We start from the raw sequence: 17,937 nt of genomic DNA on the forward strand, positions 1-17,937 counted from the left end.
GCAAGCTCGCCTGCGACGCGGACATCATCCCGGTCGTCCTCGGCGGCGAGGGCCAGGTCCTGGACATCGGCCGCGCCTCCCGCATCTTCCCGCCCCACATCCGCAAGGCCATCACGGCCCGGGACCGGGGCTGCGCCTTCCCGCAATGCACCATCCCGGCCCCCTGGTGCGAGGCCCACCACATCACCTACTGGTCCCGCGGCGGAACCACCGGAACCGGCAACGGCACCCTGCTCTGCTCCCATCACCACCATCTGATCCACAAGGAACACTGGAGCATCCAGATGCGCACCGGCATCCCCTGGTTCACCCCACCACCCCACCTCGACCCCGCCCAGACACCCCGCCGGAACAGATACTTCCGCCCCCACCAGTGGCGCCCAGTTATTTAGGTGCTCGCTATATTTAGTTGCTCGATATTTAGGTGCCCGCTTTCGGCAATGACGGCCTTGTGCGAGCCATGGGGTGAGGACTCGTTGGAGCTCTTGGGGATGCTGGCCCGGGGAACCGGGCCAGCCGGCCCGATCCCGGGGGGCTTCAGAGGAACGGCGTTAGAGGAACTCGGCCCGGCCTTCCATTGCCGAGGACGCCAGTGCGTGTTCCCGCCGCGGGATCCTGCCGGCCGCTTTCGCCAGCCTGCCGGCGATGACGGCATGTTTGAAGGCCTCGCCCATGAGCACCGGATTCTGCGCACGGGTCACCGCCGTAGCCAACAGCACGGCGTCGCAGCCGAGTTCCATCGCCAGGGCAGCGTCCGAGGCCGTGCCGATCCCGGCATCCAGCACCACGGGCACGGACGCGCGCGAGACGATCAGCTCGATGTTGTGCGGGTTCAGGATGCCCAGTCCGGTGCCGATCGGGGCGCCCAACGGCATCACGGCCGTCGCGCCGAGGTTTTCGAGCCGGAGGGCAAGCACGGGGTCGTCGTTCGTGTAGGCGAAGACCTTGAAGCCTCGGGCCACGAGCTGTTCGGTTGCGTCCACGAGTTCGACGGCGTCCGGCAGCAGTGTGTGCTCGTCGGCAATGACTTCGAGCTTGACCCAGTCCGTTTCCAGGGCCTCCCGCGCCAGCTCGGCGGTGAGGACGGCGTCCTTGGCGGTGAAGCAGCCTGCCGTGTTGGGCAGTACCCGGATCCGATGGTCCTCGAGCAGCTGGAACAGCGAGCCCGTCTCCGCCGGCGAATAGCGGCGTATCGCCACCGTGGTCAGCTCCGTCCCGGACGCCACCAGCGCCGCCCCGAGCCCGTCCAGGCTCGGCGCACCGCCGGTTCCCATGATGAGGCGGGAGCCGAGCCTTACGCCGTCGACCACGAACGGATCGGCCACCGCACCGGTCATGGGGACGGCCTGTGTTCCTGCGAACGTCGTCTCGTTCATGCTGGTCATCCTCCTTGGACTGCCGTGACAAGTTCGACGTCGTCGCCGTCGGCGAGCGCCGTGGCGTGCCACTGGCTGCGCGGCACCACTTCGGCGTTGCGGGCGACGGCGACACCGAGCTTCCGCCCGTCGGCGGCGCGGCCGTCGGGGCCGATGCTCCGGCCAGTGAGCTGGCTGACGAGTGCGGAGACGGAGGCGCCGTCGGCGACGCTCTGATCCGTTCCGTTAAGTCGGATGTTCATGCTGCTTCCTTCTTAGGGCTGTCCCCGGACGTAACCGGGATGCGGGAAAAACGGTCGGGGCGGAACCCGGCCCAGCGCGGGTCCGGCGTGAAATCCATGAGTTGCCGGCACACGGCGGCAGCGGCGGGGGTCAGCAGGACGCCGTGCCGGAAGAATCCTGTGGCGATGATGAGTCCCGGGACGTCGCCGCCGTCCGCTTGTGCGATCCGCCCCAGCAGCGGGGCATTGTCCGGGGTTCCGGGCCGCGCCCGCGCCGTGGCTTCCAAAAGCTCCAGCTCGGCGACCGCAGGCACCAGCTGCTGGGCATCCCGCAGCAGCTGGTAAATGCCGCCGGCGGAAACCGCGTGCGGATCCGACGGTCCATCCTCCCGCTGGGTGGCCCCGATCACCACGGTGCCGTCCTGGCGGGGGACGATGTACACCGGGATGCCGCGCACCATGCCCCGCACGGTGGCCGTGAGCAGCGGCTGCAGATGCGGAGGCACGCGGAGCCGGAGGATGTCGCCGTAGACGGGCCGCAGCGGCAGCGCCAGCCCGGCCGGAAGCTCCTCGAGCGCGGCGGCGCCGAGCCCGTTGGCGACCACGGTCTCGGCAGCCCGTACGGTACCGCCGCCAGCCAACCGCACACCTGCCACCTGTCCGTCCTGCCACAGCAGGCCTGCCGCGCGCCGCCGGACGAAGCTGCCGCCTTCCGCACCGAGCACGCCGGCGAGCCGGGTGATCAGCAGGCGGGGGTCCACCTGGTGGTCGGCCGGGATGTCGAAGGCACACGAGATGCCGGGACTCAGCAGGGGCTCCCGGGTGCGCGCCTCGCGCACTGTCAGTGGCTCCACGGCCAGGCCGCATGCCTTCTGGACTTCCCTCAAGTCCGCGAGCGCGCGCCGGTCCGCCGCGTCGGCCCCCACCGCCAGGGTCGGCGTCGTTAAGTAGCCGGTACCCGCCGGGGAATCCGCGCCGGCGGCAACGGCGTCGAGAGCCGCAGCGAATCCTGGCCACAACCGGGAGGCCTCAAGCATCAGTTCCAGGAGCTGTTCCTCCTGGTAGTGCAGTTCACTCACGGGGGCCAGCATGCCGGCCGCGGCCCAGCTGGCTCCGCTGCCGGGAGCATCATCGATCAGGACCACGGATCGGCCCGAGCGGATGGCCTCGAACGCGATGCCATGGCCGATCACCCCGCCGCCGATCACGGCCACGTCGGCAGTCGTATCCCCCGCGATGATTCCCTCTGCGGTACCGGGCCCCGTGTCACAAACCTGGGCGTCGGCGTCATTTGCGGCTCCGGCCGCACGGCCTGCTCGTGTGCCCATGAAAAATTCCTTCCCTACGCCGGTACTAGCCGGATCAGGTCAAGCGGTCGGCTCTGACGCCCTCTCAGCCGGGCAGCGGCGACATGGCTGCTGCGGGCTCCCGCGGTATGCGCCCAGTTTAGAGGAACTAGGCTGGTCCCATGAGCCAGGACCCTCTCCACACCACCGCCCGCCTCTATCTCTGCACCGACGCCCGCAGGGACCGCGGCGACTTCGAGGACTTCGTGGATGCCGCCTTCGCCGGCGGCGTGGACATCATCCAGTTGCGCGACAAGTCGCTCGAGGCCTCCGAGGAGCTGGAACTGCTGGAGGTCCTGCACACCGCAGCGCAGCGCCACGGGCGGCTGTGGGCCGTCAATGACCGGGCGGACATCGCCTCCCTGTCCGGGGCTCCGGTGTTCCATGTCGGCCAGAAGGACATTTCGCTCGACGCCGCCCGCGGCTTTCTCGGCAAGGATGCCGTGATCGGTCTGTCCACCCACAGCCCGAAGCAGGTGGACGCCGCCATCGCTGCCGCGCCAGGCCGCAAAGGGCTCGATTATTTCTGTGTGGGCCCCGTGTGGGCGACGCCCACCAAGCCCGGGCGCGCCGCCGTCGGCCTCGATCTGGTGCGCTACGCCGCCCAGGCGATCGGCGGGGCGGACGCGGAGGGAACCGGCAGGGTCAACGAAAGCGTGCTGCCGTGGTTCGCGATCGGCGGGATCGACCTCAGTAACGTGGAGCAGGTAGTCGATGCCGGTGCCCGGCGGATCGTCGTGGTCCGGGCGATCACCGACGCCACTGATCCGGCCCACGCCGCCGGAGCCTTGCTGGCGGCGCTGGACGCCGCCGCATCCTAAGCAGGTCCCACCCGTAATGCCGGCCGGCACTGAAACTATCCGGCGAGACCCAGCTCCGTCATCCGGCGCGCGTGGTTCGCTGCGAGTTCGGCCGCCAGGCCGTTGACCAGCGCCCGGGCGCCGGCGTCGTCCAGCCCCGACAGTCCGCCGAGGAACGCGTGCTCAGCGCTGACACGCTGGGCGTGGTTCAGTACTTCCCCCAGCAGACGCCTGGCCCACAACGCCAGGCGCGACGCCAGCCGGGGGTCATCGGCCAGGGCCGCCTTGATGCGCGCCTGCAGCACGGCCGTGGACTCACCGGTGGAGCGGACCTGCCCGATCAACTCACGGGTCGCGGCGTCGACGTACCGGCCCACGACGCCGTAAAAGTCCGCGGCGACCGTGTCGATCACGTAGGCCTTCATGAGGGCCTCGTACCAGTCCGACGGGCGCGTGCGTTCGTGGAAGTGGTCCACCGAGGGCTGGAACGGCAGCATGGCGGCCTCCGTATCCAGGCCCATGTGTTCGAGCCGGATTCGGACGAGTTCGTAATGCTGGAACTCGACCACCGCCATCCTGCCCAGCAACGCACGGTCATGCAGCGTGGGCGAATACCGGGCACTCGAGGACAGCCGCTCGAAGGCGGAAAGCTCGCCGTACGCCAAGACTCCCAGCAGGTCGGCAAGGAAGCTGTTGTAGAGGGCAGGATCGTCCGCAGTTGCGCTCATCTTCCAAGACTAATAGCGGAAATCGGGCTACCCTGATTTTCGTGTCACATCATCGCCTGACCCCCAGTGTCCACGAGCAGCAGAACCAGCTTGCCGGGGCACTCAAGGCGTTGCGCACCACGCTGGAACTGCCCGGCCCGTTCCCCGAGGGTGTGCTGCGCGACGCGGAGGCGGCGGTGGCCGAGCACAAGCTCCCGGACCTTGACCTCACGCACGTCGAGTTCGTGACTATCGATCCGGCATCGTCCACCGACCTGGACCAGGCCCTGTTTATCGAACGGAGCAACGGCGGCTACAAGGTCTTCTACGCCATCGCCGACGTCCCCTCCTTTGTCGCCCCGGGCGGGGCGCTGGACGCCGAGACCCGGCGCCGCGGCCAGACCTTCTACACCCCGGACGGCAGGATTCCGCTGCATCCGGAGATTATCAGCGAGGCCGCCGGCAGCCTGCTCGCCGGGCAGCTGTGCGCGGCGTTCGTCTGGGAGTTCGAGCTCGACGCCGCGGCAGAGGTCGCCTCGGTCCTCGTGCGCCGGGCACAGGTCCGCAGCCGCGCGAAGCTCAACTACAAAGGCGTCCAGGCCGAGCTCGACGCCGGCACCGCGGCGCCCGTGCTGCAGCTGCTGAAAGAAGTAGGCCTCAAACGGGTGGAACTGGAACGACTGCGCGGCGGCGCGAGCCTGAACATGCCGGAACAGGAGATCCAGCAACTGCCCGACGGCGGCTACCGGATCGTAGCGGCCCCGCCGCTGCCGGTGGAGGACTGGAACGCCCAGATTTCACTCATGACCGGGATGGCCGCCGCGGCGCTCATGCTCCAGGGCAAAGTCGGCATCCTGCGCACCATGCCCGCCCCGGACGAGGCATCACTGCGCCACTTCCACCGGCAGACCCACGCCCTCGGCAAGCCCTGGGACGGGGAAATGCGCTACGGCGAGTACCTGCGGACCCTTGACCCGACGGACCCCCGGCAGCTGGCCATTGTGCATTCGGCCGGGATGCTCTTCCGCGGTGCCGGATACACACCCTTCGACGGCACAGTGCCCAACGCCGCCGTCCAGTCCGCCATCGGCGCGGCCTACGCCCATTCCACGGCACCGCTGCGGCGGCTGGTCGACCGCTTCGTGCTGGTAATCTGCGAGGCCCTGAGCAACGGCACCGAAGTTCCTGCCTGGGCCCGGGAGGCGCTGTCGTCCCTCCCCGCCATCATGGGCACCTCGGACCAGCTGGCCGCGAAACTGGAGCGGCTGTCGCTGGACACCGTTGAGGCGGCCCTGCTCGTCAACCACGTCGGCCAGGAATTCGACGCTGTCGTCATCTCCGGTCCCAAGCCGGCCAAGGGCACCAACGGCACCAGCAACGGCAACGGCGGGAAGACCAACGGCAACGGAAACGGCCCGTCCGGGATCGTCCAGATCGCCGAGCCCGCCGTGACCGCACGATGCCCCGGCGAGCTGGAACCGGGCACCAAAGTCCGGGTCCGGGTGTTGTCCTCGGACATCGCCACGCGGGAAATCCAGTTGGAGCTCGTGGGCTGACGGCCCGCCGGCGGTCCGCTAGCCGTCCCCACGCCGTCGCCAGCCAGCGCTGCCGGCCGCCCTCCCGGTCACCTCCCGAGGCGTAATCACCCGCCCAGTCGAGGATCCACGCCTTGTACAGCTAGACTGAAGAGGTAGAAATGGATGCCCGGTCGTTGATTTCCATGATTTTCGAATTCAACAAGCCCGCCCCTACGCGATCTTGAGATACACCCGCTGGTCCCCAGTGCCAGCATTTAGATAGCCCGCGATCGGCTTCCACTGGAATTGCTTGCGCGCCTGAGCGTGCTCCGGAACGGCCACCACGGCCGGCCCCGTTGAGCAAGCAGCGCAGCCCAAAATGAATAAGGAAACTCCCCTGTGAGTGAATTGCACACGCACCAGCTTCTGACCGATGAGTCCGGCACGGAGACCATCGAGCCCGAAGAGACCATCATCTCGGACGAAAAGCCGCACGAGATTGCCGAGAAGACCTTTGCCGACTTCAATGTCCGTGCCGACATCGTGGAGTCCCTGGCCGACGCCGGCATCACCCACCCCTTCCCGATCCAGGCCATGACCCTGCCGGTCGCACTGGCAGGGCATGACATCATCGGCCAGGCCAAGACCGGTACTGGCAAGACCCTCGGCTTCGGCATCCCGGCGCTGCAGCGCGTCGTCGGCCGCGACGACGCCGGCTTCGACAAACTGGCCGTTCCCGGCGCCCCGCAGGCCCTGGTGATCGTGCCCACCCGCGAGCTGGCCGTCCAGGTAGCCAAAGACCTCGAAAACGCCGCCAAGAAGCGCAACGCCCGCATCGCCACCATCTACGGTGGCCGCGCTTACGAGCCGCAGGTCGAGGCGCTGCAGAACGGCGTCGAGGTTGTCGTCGGTACCCCCGGCCGCCTGATCGACCTCTTCAAGCAGAAGCACCTGAGCCTGAAGAACGTCAAGATCGTTATCCTCGACGAAGCCGACGAGATGCTGGACCTCGGGTTCCTGCCGGACGTCGAGACCCTGATCGCCGGCACGCCCGCGGTCCGCCAGACGCTCCTGTTCTCCGCCACCATGCCCGGCCCGGTCATCGCCATGGCCCGCCGCTACATGACCCAGCCGACACACATCCGCGCCGCGGACCCGGACGACGAGGGCCTGACCAAGCGCGATATCCGCCAGCTGATCTACCGTGCCCACAGCATGGACAAGGTGGAAGTGGTGGCCCGCATCCTGCAGGCCCGCGGACGCGGCCGGACCATCATCTTCACCAAGACCAAGCGCACCGCCGCGAAGGTGGCCGAGGAACTGGTGGACCGCGGTTTTGCTGCGGCCGCCATCCACGGTGACCTCGGGCAGGGCGCCCGCGAACAGGCGCTGCGCGCCTTCCGCAACAACAAGGTGGACGTCCTCGTTGCCACCGACGTCGCCGCCCGCGGCATCGACGTCGACGACGTCACCCACGTGATCAACTACCAGTGCGTCGAAGACGAGAAGATCTACCTGCACCGCGTGGGCCGCACCGGCCGTGCCGGCAACAAGGGCACCGCCGTGACGTTTGTCGACTGGGACGACATGCCGCGCTGGGGGCTCATCAACAAGGCCCTCGGCCTGAGCTACCCCGAGCCCGTGGAAACCTACTCGTCCTCGCCCCACCTGTTCGAGGAACTCGACATCCCCGCAGGCACCAAGGGCCGGCTGCCGCGCGACAAGCGTGTGCTGGCCGGGGTCGACGCGGAGGTCCTCGAAGACCTCGGCGAGACCGGCAAGAAGAACTCGCGCACCAGCGCAAAGGACGGCAGCCGCACGAGCAGCCGTGACGGCGCCCGTGAAGGCAGCCGCACGAGCAGCCGTGACGGTGCCCGCGAGGGCAGCCGGACCGGCGGACGTGACTCGCGCCGCAGCGGCACCGAAGCCGGCGGACGCTCCGGCGACCGCCGTCGCCGTCCCGCCGAGGCCGATGCCGCCACGGCGTCCACTGCGAACGGACAGGGACCGGAAGCTGCTGCCGCCGCGCCGGCGAAGGCCCCCACCGAGGTGGACCGGGCGACCCGTGCCCGGCGCCGGACCCGCACCCGCCGCCGCAACGGCGAGGTAGTGGCCGGCGGCGACGCACAGCCGAGCGGCGCCGAGGCCTAATCCCCTCCATGACTGACACCGTCTGGGCGCCGGACGGCAGCAACCTGGTGGTTCACGCGGACAACGCGGAATACCTCCCCACGCTGCCGGACGGCGCCTTCACACTGATTTACGTGGACCCGCCCTTCAACACCGGCCGGGTCCAGCGGCGCCAGGAAACCAGGATGGTGCTCAACGCCGGCGGCGAGGGTGACCGCGTCGGGTTCAAGGGCCGGTCCTACGACACCATCAAGGGCGCCCTGCACAAGTACGACGACGCGTTCAGCGACTACTGGTCCTTCCTCGAGCCCCGGCTCGTGGAGGCCTGGCGGCTCCTGGCCGACGACGGCACCCTGTACCTGCACCTGGACTACCGCGAGGTGCACTACGCAAAGGTCATGCTGGACGCGATCTTCGGCCGCGAATGCTTCCTGAACGAGATCATCTGGGCGTACGACTACGGTGCACGGGCCAAGTACCGCTGGCCCACCAAGCACGACAACATCCTCGTCTACGTCAAGAACCCGGCGAAGTACCACTTCGACAGCGCCGAGGTGGACCGTGAGCCCTACATGGCGCCCGGACTGGTGACCCCCGCCAAGCGCGAGCTCGGCAAGCTGCCCACGGACGTGTGGTGGCACACGATCGTTTCGCCGACCGGCAAGGAGAAAACCGGCTACCCGACGCAGAAGCCGGAGGGGCTGATCCGCCGCGTGGTTGCGGCCTCGAGCCGGCCGGGCGACTGGTGCCTGGACTTCTTCGCAGGTTCCGGCACGCTCGGGTCCGTGGCCGCGAAACTCGACCGCAGGTTCGTGTGCGTGGACCAGAACCAGCCGGCCATCGACGTGATGGCCAAACGCCTGGCCGCGCAGGCGCAGTTCACGTCTTTCCCGACCCTCTGACCCGCCGCCCTCACCACGCCCCGCCGTTCCCGCCCGTTGCGCTAACACTTGTGGCGGCTATTCGGGTCCTGGGGGGCCTCATAGGGACGCTAAGTGATAGCTCAACACGGGTCCAGGGTCTCAGCGGACTGGGTCTCAGCGCACCACGGACGAGCCCGTGCCCAGTTCCTCGATCCGGGCAAAGACTTCTGCGGAGGTCAGATTCTCGCCCAGCAGGTTCGGCTTTCCCGCGCCGTGGTAATCGGAGGACCCTGTGATCAGCAGGCCATAGCGTTCGGCGATGCGGCGCAGGAACGTCCGGCCCTCCTCGGGGTTGTCCCGGTGGTAGATTTCCAGGCCGGCCAGGCCGGCATCGATCATCTCCCGGTAGGTCCCCTCCCCCACGATCCGGCCGCGGGCGGATGCCACTGGGTGGGCGAACACCGGGACGCCCCCGGCTGCACGGACCAGTTCGACGGCGAGCGCCGGCTCCGGCGCATAGTGCTGGACCCAGTAGCGCGAGCGTGCTGTGAGGATGGAACCAAAAGCCTCGGCCCGGTCTTCCACCACACCGGCCGCGACGAGCGCGTCGGCGATGTGGGGGCGGCCCAGGGTGGCACCCGGCGCGACGTGATGAATCACGTCGTCCCATGTCAGCGGGTAGTCCTCCGACAAAAGGGTGACCATCTTCTGCGCCCTCGTGTGCCGGGCGTCCTTGGACTTGGTGATTTCCTCAAGCAGCCCGGGATGCGCGGGGTCGTGGAGGTAGCTGAGCAGGTGAACGCTGATGCCTTCCGCGGTGCGGCAGGAGATCTCCATCCCCGGGACCAGCGCGACCCCGGCTTTCCGGGCTGCGACGGCGGCCTCCGCCCACCCGGCAGTGGAATCGTGATCGGTCAGGGCGACGACGTCGAGGCCCGCGGCGGCGGCGGACTCCATGACGCCGGCCGGCGCCTGGGTGCCGTCGGAAACGTTGGAGTGCGCATGCAGGTCGATCCTCACCTCACCAGCCTAGTAGATGGCAGGATCCAAAGCCTCGGCCCCTTCGTGCCGGGGCCCTGCAGCGGCCCTGCACCGCGAGCGCGCCGTTGGCCTAAGCCGCGGCGCTGGTGAGACTATGGGACGGTGAACGATGCAGATAACACCCTAGTCTCCGCTTCCCAGCCCCTCGAAGAGCGCGTCAACAACCGCTCGCAGCGGCCCAGCTCCGACGCCTTCAAGGCCTTCATGGCCAGCAACTGGGCGCCGGCCTCGCAACAGCTCCCCGAGCGGGATGCCGTCGCGGGCCACGCCGCAGGCCGGCGCCGCTCCATCTCAGGCCAGTTCAAAGGTGAACGCCTGGTCATCCCCGCCGGCCCGCTGAAGGTCCGCTCGAACGACTGCGACTACCGCTTCCGGCCGCACTCCGCCTTCGCGCACCTCACCGGCCTCGGCCTGGACCACGAACCTGATGCGGTCCTGATCCTGGAACCGGTAGCGGAGGGCACCGGCGACGACGGCGGAAACCACCACGCCACGCTGTACTTCCGCCCGTTGGCAGGCCGCGACACCGAGCAGTTCTACGCCGATTCCCGCTCCGGGGAGTTCTGGATCGGCGCACGCCCGACCCTGGCCGAGTTCAAGGCCAAGCTGGGACTGGACACGGCCGACATCGCCGAACTTGAACTCGCCATCACCAAGAATGTCGGTGCGCCGGAGATCGGCGGAATATCCATCAGGCTGGTCCGCAAGGTTGACGAGAACATTGATGCCCTCGTCGACACTGCCCGCTACAACACGGCCAAGGACCCCGACAACCTCGACCTGAGTGTGCTCGACGCCCTGGACGAGAAACTCACAGAGGCCCTCTCGGAACTGCGCCTGCTCAAGGACGAGTGGGAAATCGAACAGATGAAGATCGCCGTCGCCGCCACCGTTGCCGGCTTCACCGAGGTGGTCAAGGCGATCCCGCGGGCGCTGACCCACCACCGCGGCGAGCGCGTCGTGGAAGGGGCGTTCTTCGCCCGGGCCCGCGAAGAAGGCAACGAGCTTGGCTACGACACCATCGCCGCCTCCGGCAACAACGCCACCGTGCTGCACTGGACCCGGAACACCGGCAAGATCAACGCCGGCGAACTGCTGCTCCTGGACGCCGGAGTCGAGGCCGACTCCCTCTACACCGCGGACATCACCCGCACCCTGCCGGCCAACGGCAAGTTCTCCGAGGTCCAGCGCAAGGTCTACGAGGCAGTGCTCGACGCCGCCGACGCCGGCTTTGCCGCTGCCCAGCCGGGCACGAAGTTCCGGGACATCCACACCGCAGCCACCACGGTGCTGGCCGAGCGGCTCGCCGAATGGGGTCTCCTGCCCGTCTCCGTCGAGGAAGCCGTGAGCACCGAGGGCCAGCAGCACCGCCGGTGGATGCCGCACGGCACCAGCCACCACCTCGGCCTCGACGTCCACGACTGCGCCCAGGCGAAGCGGGAACTCTACCTCGACGGCGTGCTCACGCCCGGCATGGTGTTCACGATCGAACCCGGCCTGTACTTCAAGAACGAGGACATCGGCATCCCCGAGGAATACCGCGGCATCGGCGTCCGGATCGAGGACGACATTCTCATGACGGCCGACGGGCCGGTCAACCTCAGCGCCGCACTGCCGCGCAAGGCCGACGACGTCGAGTCCTGGATGGCGGGCATCTACCTGGAAGTGGACGGCCAGACGCCGTAGGTCAGCCAGGCAGTATATAGCAGCAAGAAAGGGAGCGTCCCCGCACCGGGACGCTCCCTTTTTGCTGCTATTTGCTGCTATTTGCTGCTGTTTCCTGCCTGAATCAGTGCTGCTGGCCGTCCTGGCCTGCCGCGGGCTTCTCGCTGTCCGTGACCCTGACCCCGTACTGCGGGCGGCCGTCCGGGAGATCCGGATAGCTCACCCCAGAAACCCGGCCGGCCGGGCGGGCCGCCGCCTCCTCAGCTGGGGCCGGTGCCGTCGGTGCGGGGCCTGCGGGGCCCTCCTGCTGGGGTGCACCGCCCTGGTACTGTCCGGCGGGGTCTGCGCCGGTCTCCGGCGTTCTCTGGCCGTACGGGTCGTTCCAGCCCGCGGGGCGCTGCGGCGCATGACTCTGCTGTCCCGGCTGCTGCGGGCCCGGCTGCTGCGGTGCCTGATGGCGGTAGTCGTGCTGCGCGAAACCGCCGGCCGCGGCACCGGACGCGTCATGCGCCGTCATGGGCAGCTGGTGGAGCAGGCGCCGCGCTTCGCCGGCGGCCTCGAAGGAGACCACGACGTCGTAATTGGTCGCCACCACCTGGCTGGTTGAGGTGAAGTCACGCTTGCCGCGCTGCATGGCGTAGGTGACGATGCCAAACAGCATGAAGAACGCTGCACCCATCAGCACTGACGTCACAATCGAGAAATAACCGGGGGTTGTGGAGAAGAACGACAGCATGACGCCGACGAACAGGCCGAACCACATGCCGCTGAGGGCGCCGGAGAGGGCGACGCGGGGGTAGGTAAGCCGGCCGGTCACCCGCTCGACCATCTTCAGGTCATTGCCCACGATCGACACCATCTGCACGGGGAACTGCTGGTCAGCCAGGTAGTCCACCGCCTTCTGGGCATCCAGGTAGGAGTTGTAGGAACCGACAACGTCGCCTCTCGGGACGGTGCGTGCCTCGTCCGAGCCGTTGGGGGCACCGGCCCTGGGAGCACCAAAAATGTTTGACATATGCCCATTCTCACCCATCGGGCTGGTGTGCGGCTGGAAATTCAGCTAAAAGAGAGCAGACTCGGTAGCCTGTAGGGGTGAGCACGAATCTTTCGCGAGTGTTTGTCGCGCGCCTCCTCGGACTGGACGTCTTCGACCCATTGGGTGACCGTCTGGGTCGGCTGCGCGACGTCGTGGTGCTCTCCCGCGGAACCAGGGGCGCCCCGCACGTGGTGGGCATCGTCGTCGAGGTCCCCGGCAAGAAGCGCGTCTTCGTGCCGATGACCCGGATTACGTCCATAGACCAGACCCAGGTCATCTGCACCGGGCTGGTCAATCTTCGCCGTTTCGAACAGCGCGGCGCGGAAACCCTCGTGGTGGCCGAAATGTTCGACCGCCGGGTGACCCTTGCGGACGGCAGCGGCGACGCAACCATCGAGGACATCGCCATGGACCGGCACCGCTCCGGCGACTGGTTCGTCAGCAAGCTCTTCGTCCGCCGCGGCCACTCCCTCTCGCCCCTGAGCCGGCTGCGCCGCAATGAAACCCTCATCATCGACTGGGCCGATGCCCGGCAAGGCGCCAAGACCGAGCCCCAGGCCGCCACCCAGTTCGTGGCCACGCACGAGGACCTCAAGCCCGCCGACTTCGCCGAGGCCCTGCAGGAAATGAGCGACAAGCGCCGCTTCGAGGTTGCGAGCGAACTCCAGGACGAACGGCTCGCGGACGTCCTGCAGGAGATGCGCGAAGGTGACCAGGTGGAGATCCTCTCCGCCCTGGACGTCAACCGCGCCGCCGACGTCCTCGAGGAGATGGATCCGGACGACGCCGCCGACCTCCTGGCCGAACTCCCCAGCGCCCAGGCTGAAGAACTCCTGCAGTTGATGGAACCCGAAGGCGCCGAAGACGTCCGCCGCCTGCTCGAATACGACGAGGACACCGCCGGCGGGCTCATGACGCCCGTGCCGGTGATCCTGCCCCCGGAGGCAACCGTCGCCGAGGCACTCGCGCACGTACGCCGGGAGGAACTCTCCCCCGCCCTGGCGTCGTCGATCTTCGTCGCCCGACCCCCGTTGGAGACGCCGACGGGACGATTCCTCGGTGTCGTCCATATCCAGCAGCTCTTGCGCTTTCCGCCGCCGGAGCCGCTGGGCAATCTGGTGGACAAAAGCCTGGAGCCGGTCTCCGACCAGGCCCACATCAGCGAGGTCGCCCGCGCGCTGGCAACGTACAACCTCAACTCGCTTCCAGTTGTCAACGATGACGGACGGCTTGTGGGGGCGGTGACTGTTGACGACGTGCTTGATCATCTGTTGCCGGACGACTGGCGCGCCCACGAGGACGATGCCCCGATAAGAAAGCTTGGAGGCCGCATTGGCTGATCCCACAGCACCACGGACCTCCAATGTCCGCCCTGGCGGCAGGACCACCGGCGGCCTCGACACGCCACTAAGCGGCCGGCAGCGTATCCTGCCCAACTTCCGTCCCGACCCGGACGCCTTCGGCCATGCCACGGAAGGCTTCGCCCGTTTCATGGGCACCCCCGCGTTCCTGATGTACATGACGGTGTTCTGCTTGTTCTGGCTGGGCTGGAACACGTGGGCGCCGGAGGAATGGCAGTTCGATTCACGGGCGCTGGGCTTCACGCTGCTGACCCTCATGCTGTCCCTGCAGGCCTCCTACGCCGCGCCCCTGCTGCTGCTGGCCCAGAACCGCCAGGACGACCGCGACAAGGTCTCGCTGCAGCAGGACCGCCAGCGGGCCGAGCGCAATCTCTCCGACACTGAATACCTGACCCGGGAACTTGCGTCCCTGCGCATCGCGCTGCGCGAGGTCGCCACCCGCGATTACGTCCGCGCCGAGCTCCGCAGCCTGCTGGAGGACATGCTGGAGGCCCAGGAGGAACTGCGCACCCACGATCCTTCCGCCGGCGCCCACGAGACCCCGCGGGAAAAGGTCAAGGAAAAGATGAAGGAGCGGCGCGACAAGCAGCGCAGCCCCCGGACCCAGCAAATCCCCCGGGTAAAAGCCGGCGGCAAGCGCGATGACCCGGCGAGGGACCGTGCCCAGGGCTCTTCGCAGGACTCTTCGCAGGACCCGACAGGGAACCCTTCGGGGAAACTGCCGAACCCGTCGGCGAACCACTCCGGGGCCGCGGCCGATCCCGCCCGCCAGCCCGCACACCGCACCATCCCCGAAAGCTGAGCATCGCCCGCATGAGCACCCCGCTGGAACAGGCAGTGCACGGCGCACTTGCCACCGTGATCGACCCTGAGCTCCGCCGCCCCATCACCGAGCTCGGCATGGTGGAGTCCGTTGAGATCGGCGACGGCGGCCGCGTGCGGATCGCGGTGCTGCTGACCATCGCGGGCTGCCCGCTGCGCGGAACCATCACGGCGGACACCGAGGCTGCCCTGTCCGCCGTCCCGGGCGTCACCGGCGTGGACGTGGACCTCAAAGTCATGACGCAGGTCCAGCGCGACGCCCTCAAGGAGCAGTTGCGGGGCGCCGGCGCCCAGCGCGGCATCCCGTTCAACGCGCCGGGCTCGCTGACCAAGGTGTACGCCGTCGCCAGCGGGAAGGGCGGCGTGGGCAAGTCCTCGGTCACTGTCAACCTGGCGTGCGCCCTGGCCGCCCAGGGGCTACGTGTGGGGATCGTGGACGCGGATGTGTACGGTTTCTCCGTTCCGGCGCTGATGGGCATCACACAGGCCCCCACGCGGGTGGACGACATGATCCTGCCGCCCGTGGCCTACGGGGTCAAGGTCATCTCCATCGGCATGTTCGTCACCGGGAACCAGCCCGTGGCGTGGCGGGGCCCGATGCTGCACCGGGCGCTGGAGCAGTTCCTCACCGACGTCTACTTCGGCGACCTCGACGCCCTCTTCCTGGACCTGCCCCCCGGCACCGGCGACATCGCGATCTCCGTCGCCCAACTGCTGCCCAAGGCGCAGATCCTCGTCGTGACCACCCCGCAGGCGGCCGCCGCGGATGTTGCCGAGCGGGCGGGTGCGATCGCCACCCAGACGGGCCAGACCGTGGCCGGCGTCGTGGAAAACATGTCCTACCTTGAAATGCCCGACGGCGGCAGGATGGAACTGTTCGGCAGCGGCGGCGGCGCCGTGCTCGCCGGGCGCCTCTCGGCCACCGTGGGTGAGGACGTGCCGCTGTTGGGCCAGATTCCACTCGAAGTCCTGCTGCGTGAGGGTGGGGATTCCGGAGTGCCGCTGGTGCTGGGCCGTCCGGAGACGCCTGCGGCCGTGGCCTTGGCGGGGATCGCCGGCAGGCTGGCGTCGGTTCCCCGCGGCCTCAAGGGCATGCCGCTGGGTCTGCAGCCCCGCTGACAGCGCCCGGCCGCATCCCTGCGCAGGCACTGCGGCAGGCCCGACGCGGGAAGTCCTAGGTCGCCTCTGAGTCGAAGGGTGCCGGTTCGCCCTCGGGCAGCCGCTCGAGCACCCGCTCGGGGCGGTGCGCGGCGACAGCAGTCGCGGCAGCGGCCGTGGAGACCGTTGCCGGTGCCCCGGCGCTCATCGGCTTGGTGTCATCGTCAAGGAGCGCTTCCTTGATGATCCGGCGGGGATCGTACTGGCGCGGATCGTACTTCTTCCAGTCGACCTCATCGATGTCGATGCCGACTTCTTCCTTGATCTGTTCCCGCGCACCGGACGCCATCCGGCGCACTTCCTTGACAATATTGGCAAGTTTTTGGGTGTATTCGGGCAGCCTGCTGGGACCAATCACCAGAAGGCCGATGATCAGCAGAAGTAAGAACTCCGGTCCATTGATTCCAAGCACTTTAGGAAGGTTACCCTCTCGCTCGGGCTGGCGACGATTCCGCGAAGTCCGTATGCCGGCCATGTCCGGCCCGTCCCTGCCTCACGGTGCCAGGTGCTCCAGGATTCGGCTCAATCCGCGCTCGATCCGTTCCGGAATTCCGTTGTGCGAGGCCGGCACGGGAGTGCGACTGCTGACCCGGGTCAGCGCGGCAACGCCGTCGGCCGCCTGCTCGGCCGGCAGGTCCGAAATGTACGTGTATGTCGCCGCCGACGTCTGGTAGATGGCCCGGTAGGGCGGGGCGGGGTTGACCCAAAGAAAGCCATACCCGGGTTCGGGGGCGGCCGACGGCGTGCCGGCCTTGGCCGGGATAAAGCCGTCAGCCACGGCGGCGTGTCCGGTCAGCACGTTGATGGGCGAAACTTCGGCCCGTGCGGGTGCGGGGGGCGCCGCGGGCGCCCGTGTCGAAGCGTGCTGCTCAAGGACCGTGGCGAAGTGCCGGCCATCCGTGAGGCGAAGTTCCAGGACCTCGTCCCCGGAGATGACGCCGGCACGGGCCCAGATGAGGTGGAATCCGAGCTCGCGCAGCTCCGGACATGTCCACCCCTGCGAGCGGAACGCAGCAAGCTCACCGGTGTTCAGCGTCCCGGCAGGGGTGAAGTCGGGCTCGCCGCCGAGGCCGAACGCAACACGGGGCCCGGTTCCCTCAGCGCCGGGGACGCCGGATCCGCTGGCGTCGAACAGCTCCGTTGCACCGAGCGGCTCACCGCTGCCGGGCAGCCCGGGGGCATCCGGGTGGGCGAGGGTGGCAGTCCCTGCGCCCTCGGCGGGGACCGCGTCGTCGCCTCCCATGACGTACGCGGTGCCGGTCATGAGGGCTAAAGCGGCGACGGCTCCGCCGACAGCAAGCACCGGCAGGCGCGGGCCGCGGCGACGGGCGCCGTGTGGACCCGCGGCGGCGGCGCGACCGGCGACCGGCCCCGTCGTCCCTGGCCGACCCGGCACGGGGTGTCCTGCCGGGAACCGGTCCGAGGGCCGCGGACGATGGCCGGCCCCGGCGGCATCCGCCGCGCCCGGCCGTTCCGCTGCATCCAATACGTCCGCTGTGTCCGCCGGGCCGGGGCGTTCCGCCATGGCCCGTTCCGGAGCTGAAGGTGCCGAAGGTGTAGGAGCCGTAGGTGCCGGAGCTGTAGCTGCAGGCACCGTAGCTTCCGGGGCTGTTTGTTCCCGCTCCGCTTCGGCTGTCCGTTCCGCGGCCGCCCGTTCCGCGGCCAGCTGACCGGTCCGTGCCAGGAGCCGTGCAGTCAGGTCCTCACTGGCCTCGGGCACGGCGGCGCCGCGGAGCTTCTCGAGGTACTGGCGTTCGCGCTGTTGCCGGGCGCGGCATTCGGCACACGATTCCACGTGGTCGTGGCGGCCGGCGGCCCATTTCCGGGTAGCCCCGGGCCCGCCCCAGAACCTGCAGCCTGGTGCTCCCAGCAACCGTCTCAGCAGACCCATTGA

At 68.6% G+C, this 17,937-nt stretch carries 17 protein-coding genes and 1 riboswitch; of the genes, 9 read left to right on the forward strand and 8 right to left on the reverse strand.

Annotation, left to right across the window (positions count from 1 at the left end):
* Window positions 1-392, forward strand: a 392-nt coding sequence (locus AC1DNG_RS15385) for an HNH endonuclease (protein WP_476887701.1), incomplete at its 5' end; no start/stop codon positions are given.
* A gap of 159 nt (window positions 393-551) precedes the next feature.
* Here the strand turns inward: AC1DNG_RS15385 and AC1DNG_RS15390 are convergent.
* From AC1DNG_RS15390 to thiO, 3 genes are all read right to left on the reverse strand, one after another.
* A complete protein-coding gene (locus AC1DNG_RS15390; protein WP_476858915.1) occupies window positions 552-1,376 on the reverse strand; it encodes a thiazole synthase in 825 nt (274 codons plus the stop codon).
* 5 nt (window positions 1,377-1,381) lie between these two features.
* Window positions 1,382-1,618, reverse strand: a complete 237-nt coding sequence (gene thiS / locus AC1DNG_RS15395; RefSeq protein WP_476850364.1) for a sulfur carrier protein ThiS — start codon at window positions 1,616-1,618, stop codon at window positions 1,382-1,384.
* Window positions 1,615-2,925, reverse strand: a complete 1,311-nt coding sequence (gene thiO, locus AC1DNG_RS15400) for a glycine oxidase ThiO (RefSeq protein ID WP_476887702.1) — start codon at window positions 2,923-2,925, stop codon at window positions 1,615-1,617. Before thiO ends, thiS begins: the two co-directional genes overlap by 4 nt.
* Window positions 2,919-3,039: riboswitch (TPP riboswitch) on the reverse strand. (Overlaps the previous gene by 7 nt.)
* 26 nt (window positions 3,040-3,065) lie before the next feature.
* Between thiO and thiE the strand changes: the two genes are divergently transcribed.
* Window positions 3,066-3,764, forward strand: coding sequence for a thiamine phosphate synthase (gene thiE / locus AC1DNG_RS15405; RefSeq protein WP_476887703.1), 699 nt, complete (start codon window positions 3,066-3,068; stop codon window positions 3,762-3,764).
* Between the two features lie 35 nt (window positions 3,765-3,799).
* Here the strand turns inward: thiE and AC1DNG_RS15410 are convergent, their stop codons facing one another.
* Entirely contained in the window at window positions 3,800-4,471 is a 672-nt protein-coding gene (locus AC1DNG_RS15410) for a ferritin-like fold-containing protein (protein ID WP_476887704.1), read from the reverse strand.
* A 41-nt stretch (window positions 4,472-4,512) separates the two neighbouring features.
* Between AC1DNG_RS15410 and AC1DNG_RS15415 the strand changes: the two genes are divergently transcribed.
* From AC1DNG_RS15415 to AC1DNG_RS15425, 3 genes are all read left to right on the forward strand, one after another.
* Window positions 4,513-6,006, forward strand: coding sequence for an RNB domain-containing ribonuclease (locus AC1DNG_RS15415; protein WP_476887705.1), 1,494 nt, complete (start codon window positions 4,513-4,515; stop codon window positions 6,004-6,006).
* A 360-nt stretch (window positions 6,007-6,366) separates the two neighbouring features.
* A complete protein-coding gene (locus AC1DNG_RS15420) occupies window positions 6,367-8,118 on the forward strand; it encodes a DEAD/DEAH box helicase (RefSeq protein ID WP_476887706.1) in 1,752 nt (583 codons plus the stop codon).
* Window positions 8,119-8,126: 8 nt separating this feature from the next.
* Window positions 8,127-8,999, forward strand: coding sequence for a DNA-methyltransferase (locus AC1DNG_RS15425; protein WP_223913905.1), 873 nt, complete (start codon window positions 8,127-8,129; stop codon window positions 8,997-8,999).
* A gap of 135 nt (window positions 9,000-9,134) precedes the next feature.
* Here the strand turns inward: AC1DNG_RS15425 and AC1DNG_RS15430 are convergent, their stop codons facing one another.
* A complete protein-coding gene (locus AC1DNG_RS15430) occupies window positions 9,135-9,980 on the reverse strand; it encodes a PHP domain-containing protein (protein WP_230008367.1) in 846 nt (281 codons plus the stop codon).
* 123 nt (window positions 9,981-10,103) lie between these two features.
* On the opposite strand from AC1DNG_RS15430, the gene AC1DNG_RS15435 reads away from it, so the two are divergent.
* Entirely contained in the window at window positions 10,104-11,687 is a 1,584-nt protein-coding gene (locus AC1DNG_RS15435; RefSeq protein ID WP_476873794.1) for an aminopeptidase P family protein, read from the forward strand.
* Between the two features lie 103 nt (window positions 11,688-11,790).
* Here AC1DNG_RS15435 and AC1DNG_RS15440 read toward each other — a convergent pair whose 3' ends face one another.
* Entirely contained in the window at window positions 11,791-12,681 is an 891-nt protein-coding gene (locus tag AC1DNG_RS15440) for a YflT domain-containing protein (RefSeq protein ID WP_476887707.1), read from the reverse strand.
* 77 nt (window positions 12,682-12,758) lie between these two features.
* Between AC1DNG_RS15440 and AC1DNG_RS15445 the strand changes: the two genes are divergently transcribed.
* Genes AC1DNG_RS15445 through AC1DNG_RS15455 form a run of 3 tightly spaced genes read left to right on the forward strand, consistent with a single transcriptional unit; the run spans window position 12,759 to window position 16,004 of the window.
* Window positions 12,759-14,042: a magnesium transporter MgtE N-terminal domain-containing protein gene (locus tag AC1DNG_RS15445; RefSeq protein WP_028275668.1), complete on the forward strand. Its 1,284-nt coding sequence runs from the start codon at window positions 12,759-12,761 to the stop codon at window positions 14,040-14,042.
* On the forward strand, window positions 14,023-14,865 hold the full coding sequence (locus tag AC1DNG_RS15450; protein WP_476887708.1) for a DUF1003 domain-containing protein: 843 nt from the start codon (window positions 14,023-14,025) through the stop codon (window positions 14,863-14,865). Before AC1DNG_RS15445 ends, AC1DNG_RS15450 begins: the two co-directional genes overlap by 20 nt.
* An 11-nt stretch (window positions 14,866-14,876) precedes the next feature.
* Window positions 14,877-16,004 carry an Mrp/NBP35 family ATP-binding protein gene (locus AC1DNG_RS15455; RefSeq protein ID WP_476850355.1) on the forward strand — a complete coding sequence of 376 codons (1,128 nt, stop codon included), beginning with the start codon at window positions 14,877-14,879 and terminating at the stop codon, window positions 16,002-16,004.
* Window positions 16,005-16,059: 55 nt separating this feature from the next.
* Here the strand turns inward: AC1DNG_RS15455 and AC1DNG_RS15460 are convergent, their stop codons facing one another.
* Both AC1DNG_RS15460 and AC1DNG_RS15465 read right to left on the reverse strand, forming a co-directional pair.
* Entirely contained in the window at window positions 16,060-16,455 is a 396-nt protein-coding gene (locus AC1DNG_RS15460) for a twin-arginine translocase TatA/TatE family subunit (RefSeq protein WP_230008673.1), read from the reverse strand.
* A gap of 81 nt (window positions 16,456-16,536) precedes the next feature.
* Window positions 16,537-17,934, reverse strand: a complete 1,398-nt coding sequence (locus tag AC1DNG_RS15465; protein WP_476887709.1) for a hypothetical protein — start codon at window positions 17,932-17,934, stop codon at window positions 16,537-16,539.
* Between the last annotated feature and the right edge of the window lie 3 nt (window positions 17,935-17,937).

Source organism: Arthrobacter sp. 01T425, assembly GCF_056398725.1.

Coding starts and splice junctions, on each gene's coding strand:
- AC1DNG_RS15390 (WP_476858915.1), bottom strand. CDS start 1,376: ATGAACGAGACGACGTTCGCAGGAACACAGGCCGTCCCCATGACCGGT.
- thiS (WP_476850364.1), bottom strand. CDS start 1,618: ATGAACATCCGACTTAACGGAACGGATCAGAGCGTCGCCGACGGCGCC.
- thiO (WP_476887702.1), bottom strand. CDS start 2,925: ATGGGCACACGAGCAGGCCGTGCGGCCGGAGCCGCAAATGACGCCGAC.
- thiE (WP_476887703.1), top strand. CDS start 3,066: ATGAGCCAGGACCCTCTCCACACCACCGCCCGCCTCTATCTCTGCACC.
- AC1DNG_RS15410 (WP_476887704.1), bottom strand. CDS start 4,471: ATGAGCGCAACTGCGGACGATCCTGCCCTCTACAACAGCTTCCTTGCC.
- AC1DNG_RS15425 (WP_223913905.1), top strand. CDS start 8,127: ATGACTGACACCGTCTGGGCGCCGGACGGCAGCAACCTGGTGGTTCAC.
- AC1DNG_RS15440 (WP_476887707.1), bottom strand. CDS start 12,681: ATGTCAAACATTTTTGGTGCTCCCAGGGCCGGTGCCCCCAACGGCTCG.
- AC1DNG_RS15455 (WP_476850355.1), top strand. CDS start 14,877: ATGAGCACCCCGCTGGAACAGGCAGTGCACGGCGCACTTGCCACCGTG.
- AC1DNG_RS15465 (WP_476887709.1), bottom strand. CDS start 17,934: ATGGGTCTGCTGAGACGGTTGCTGGGAGCACCAGGCTGCAGGTTCTGG.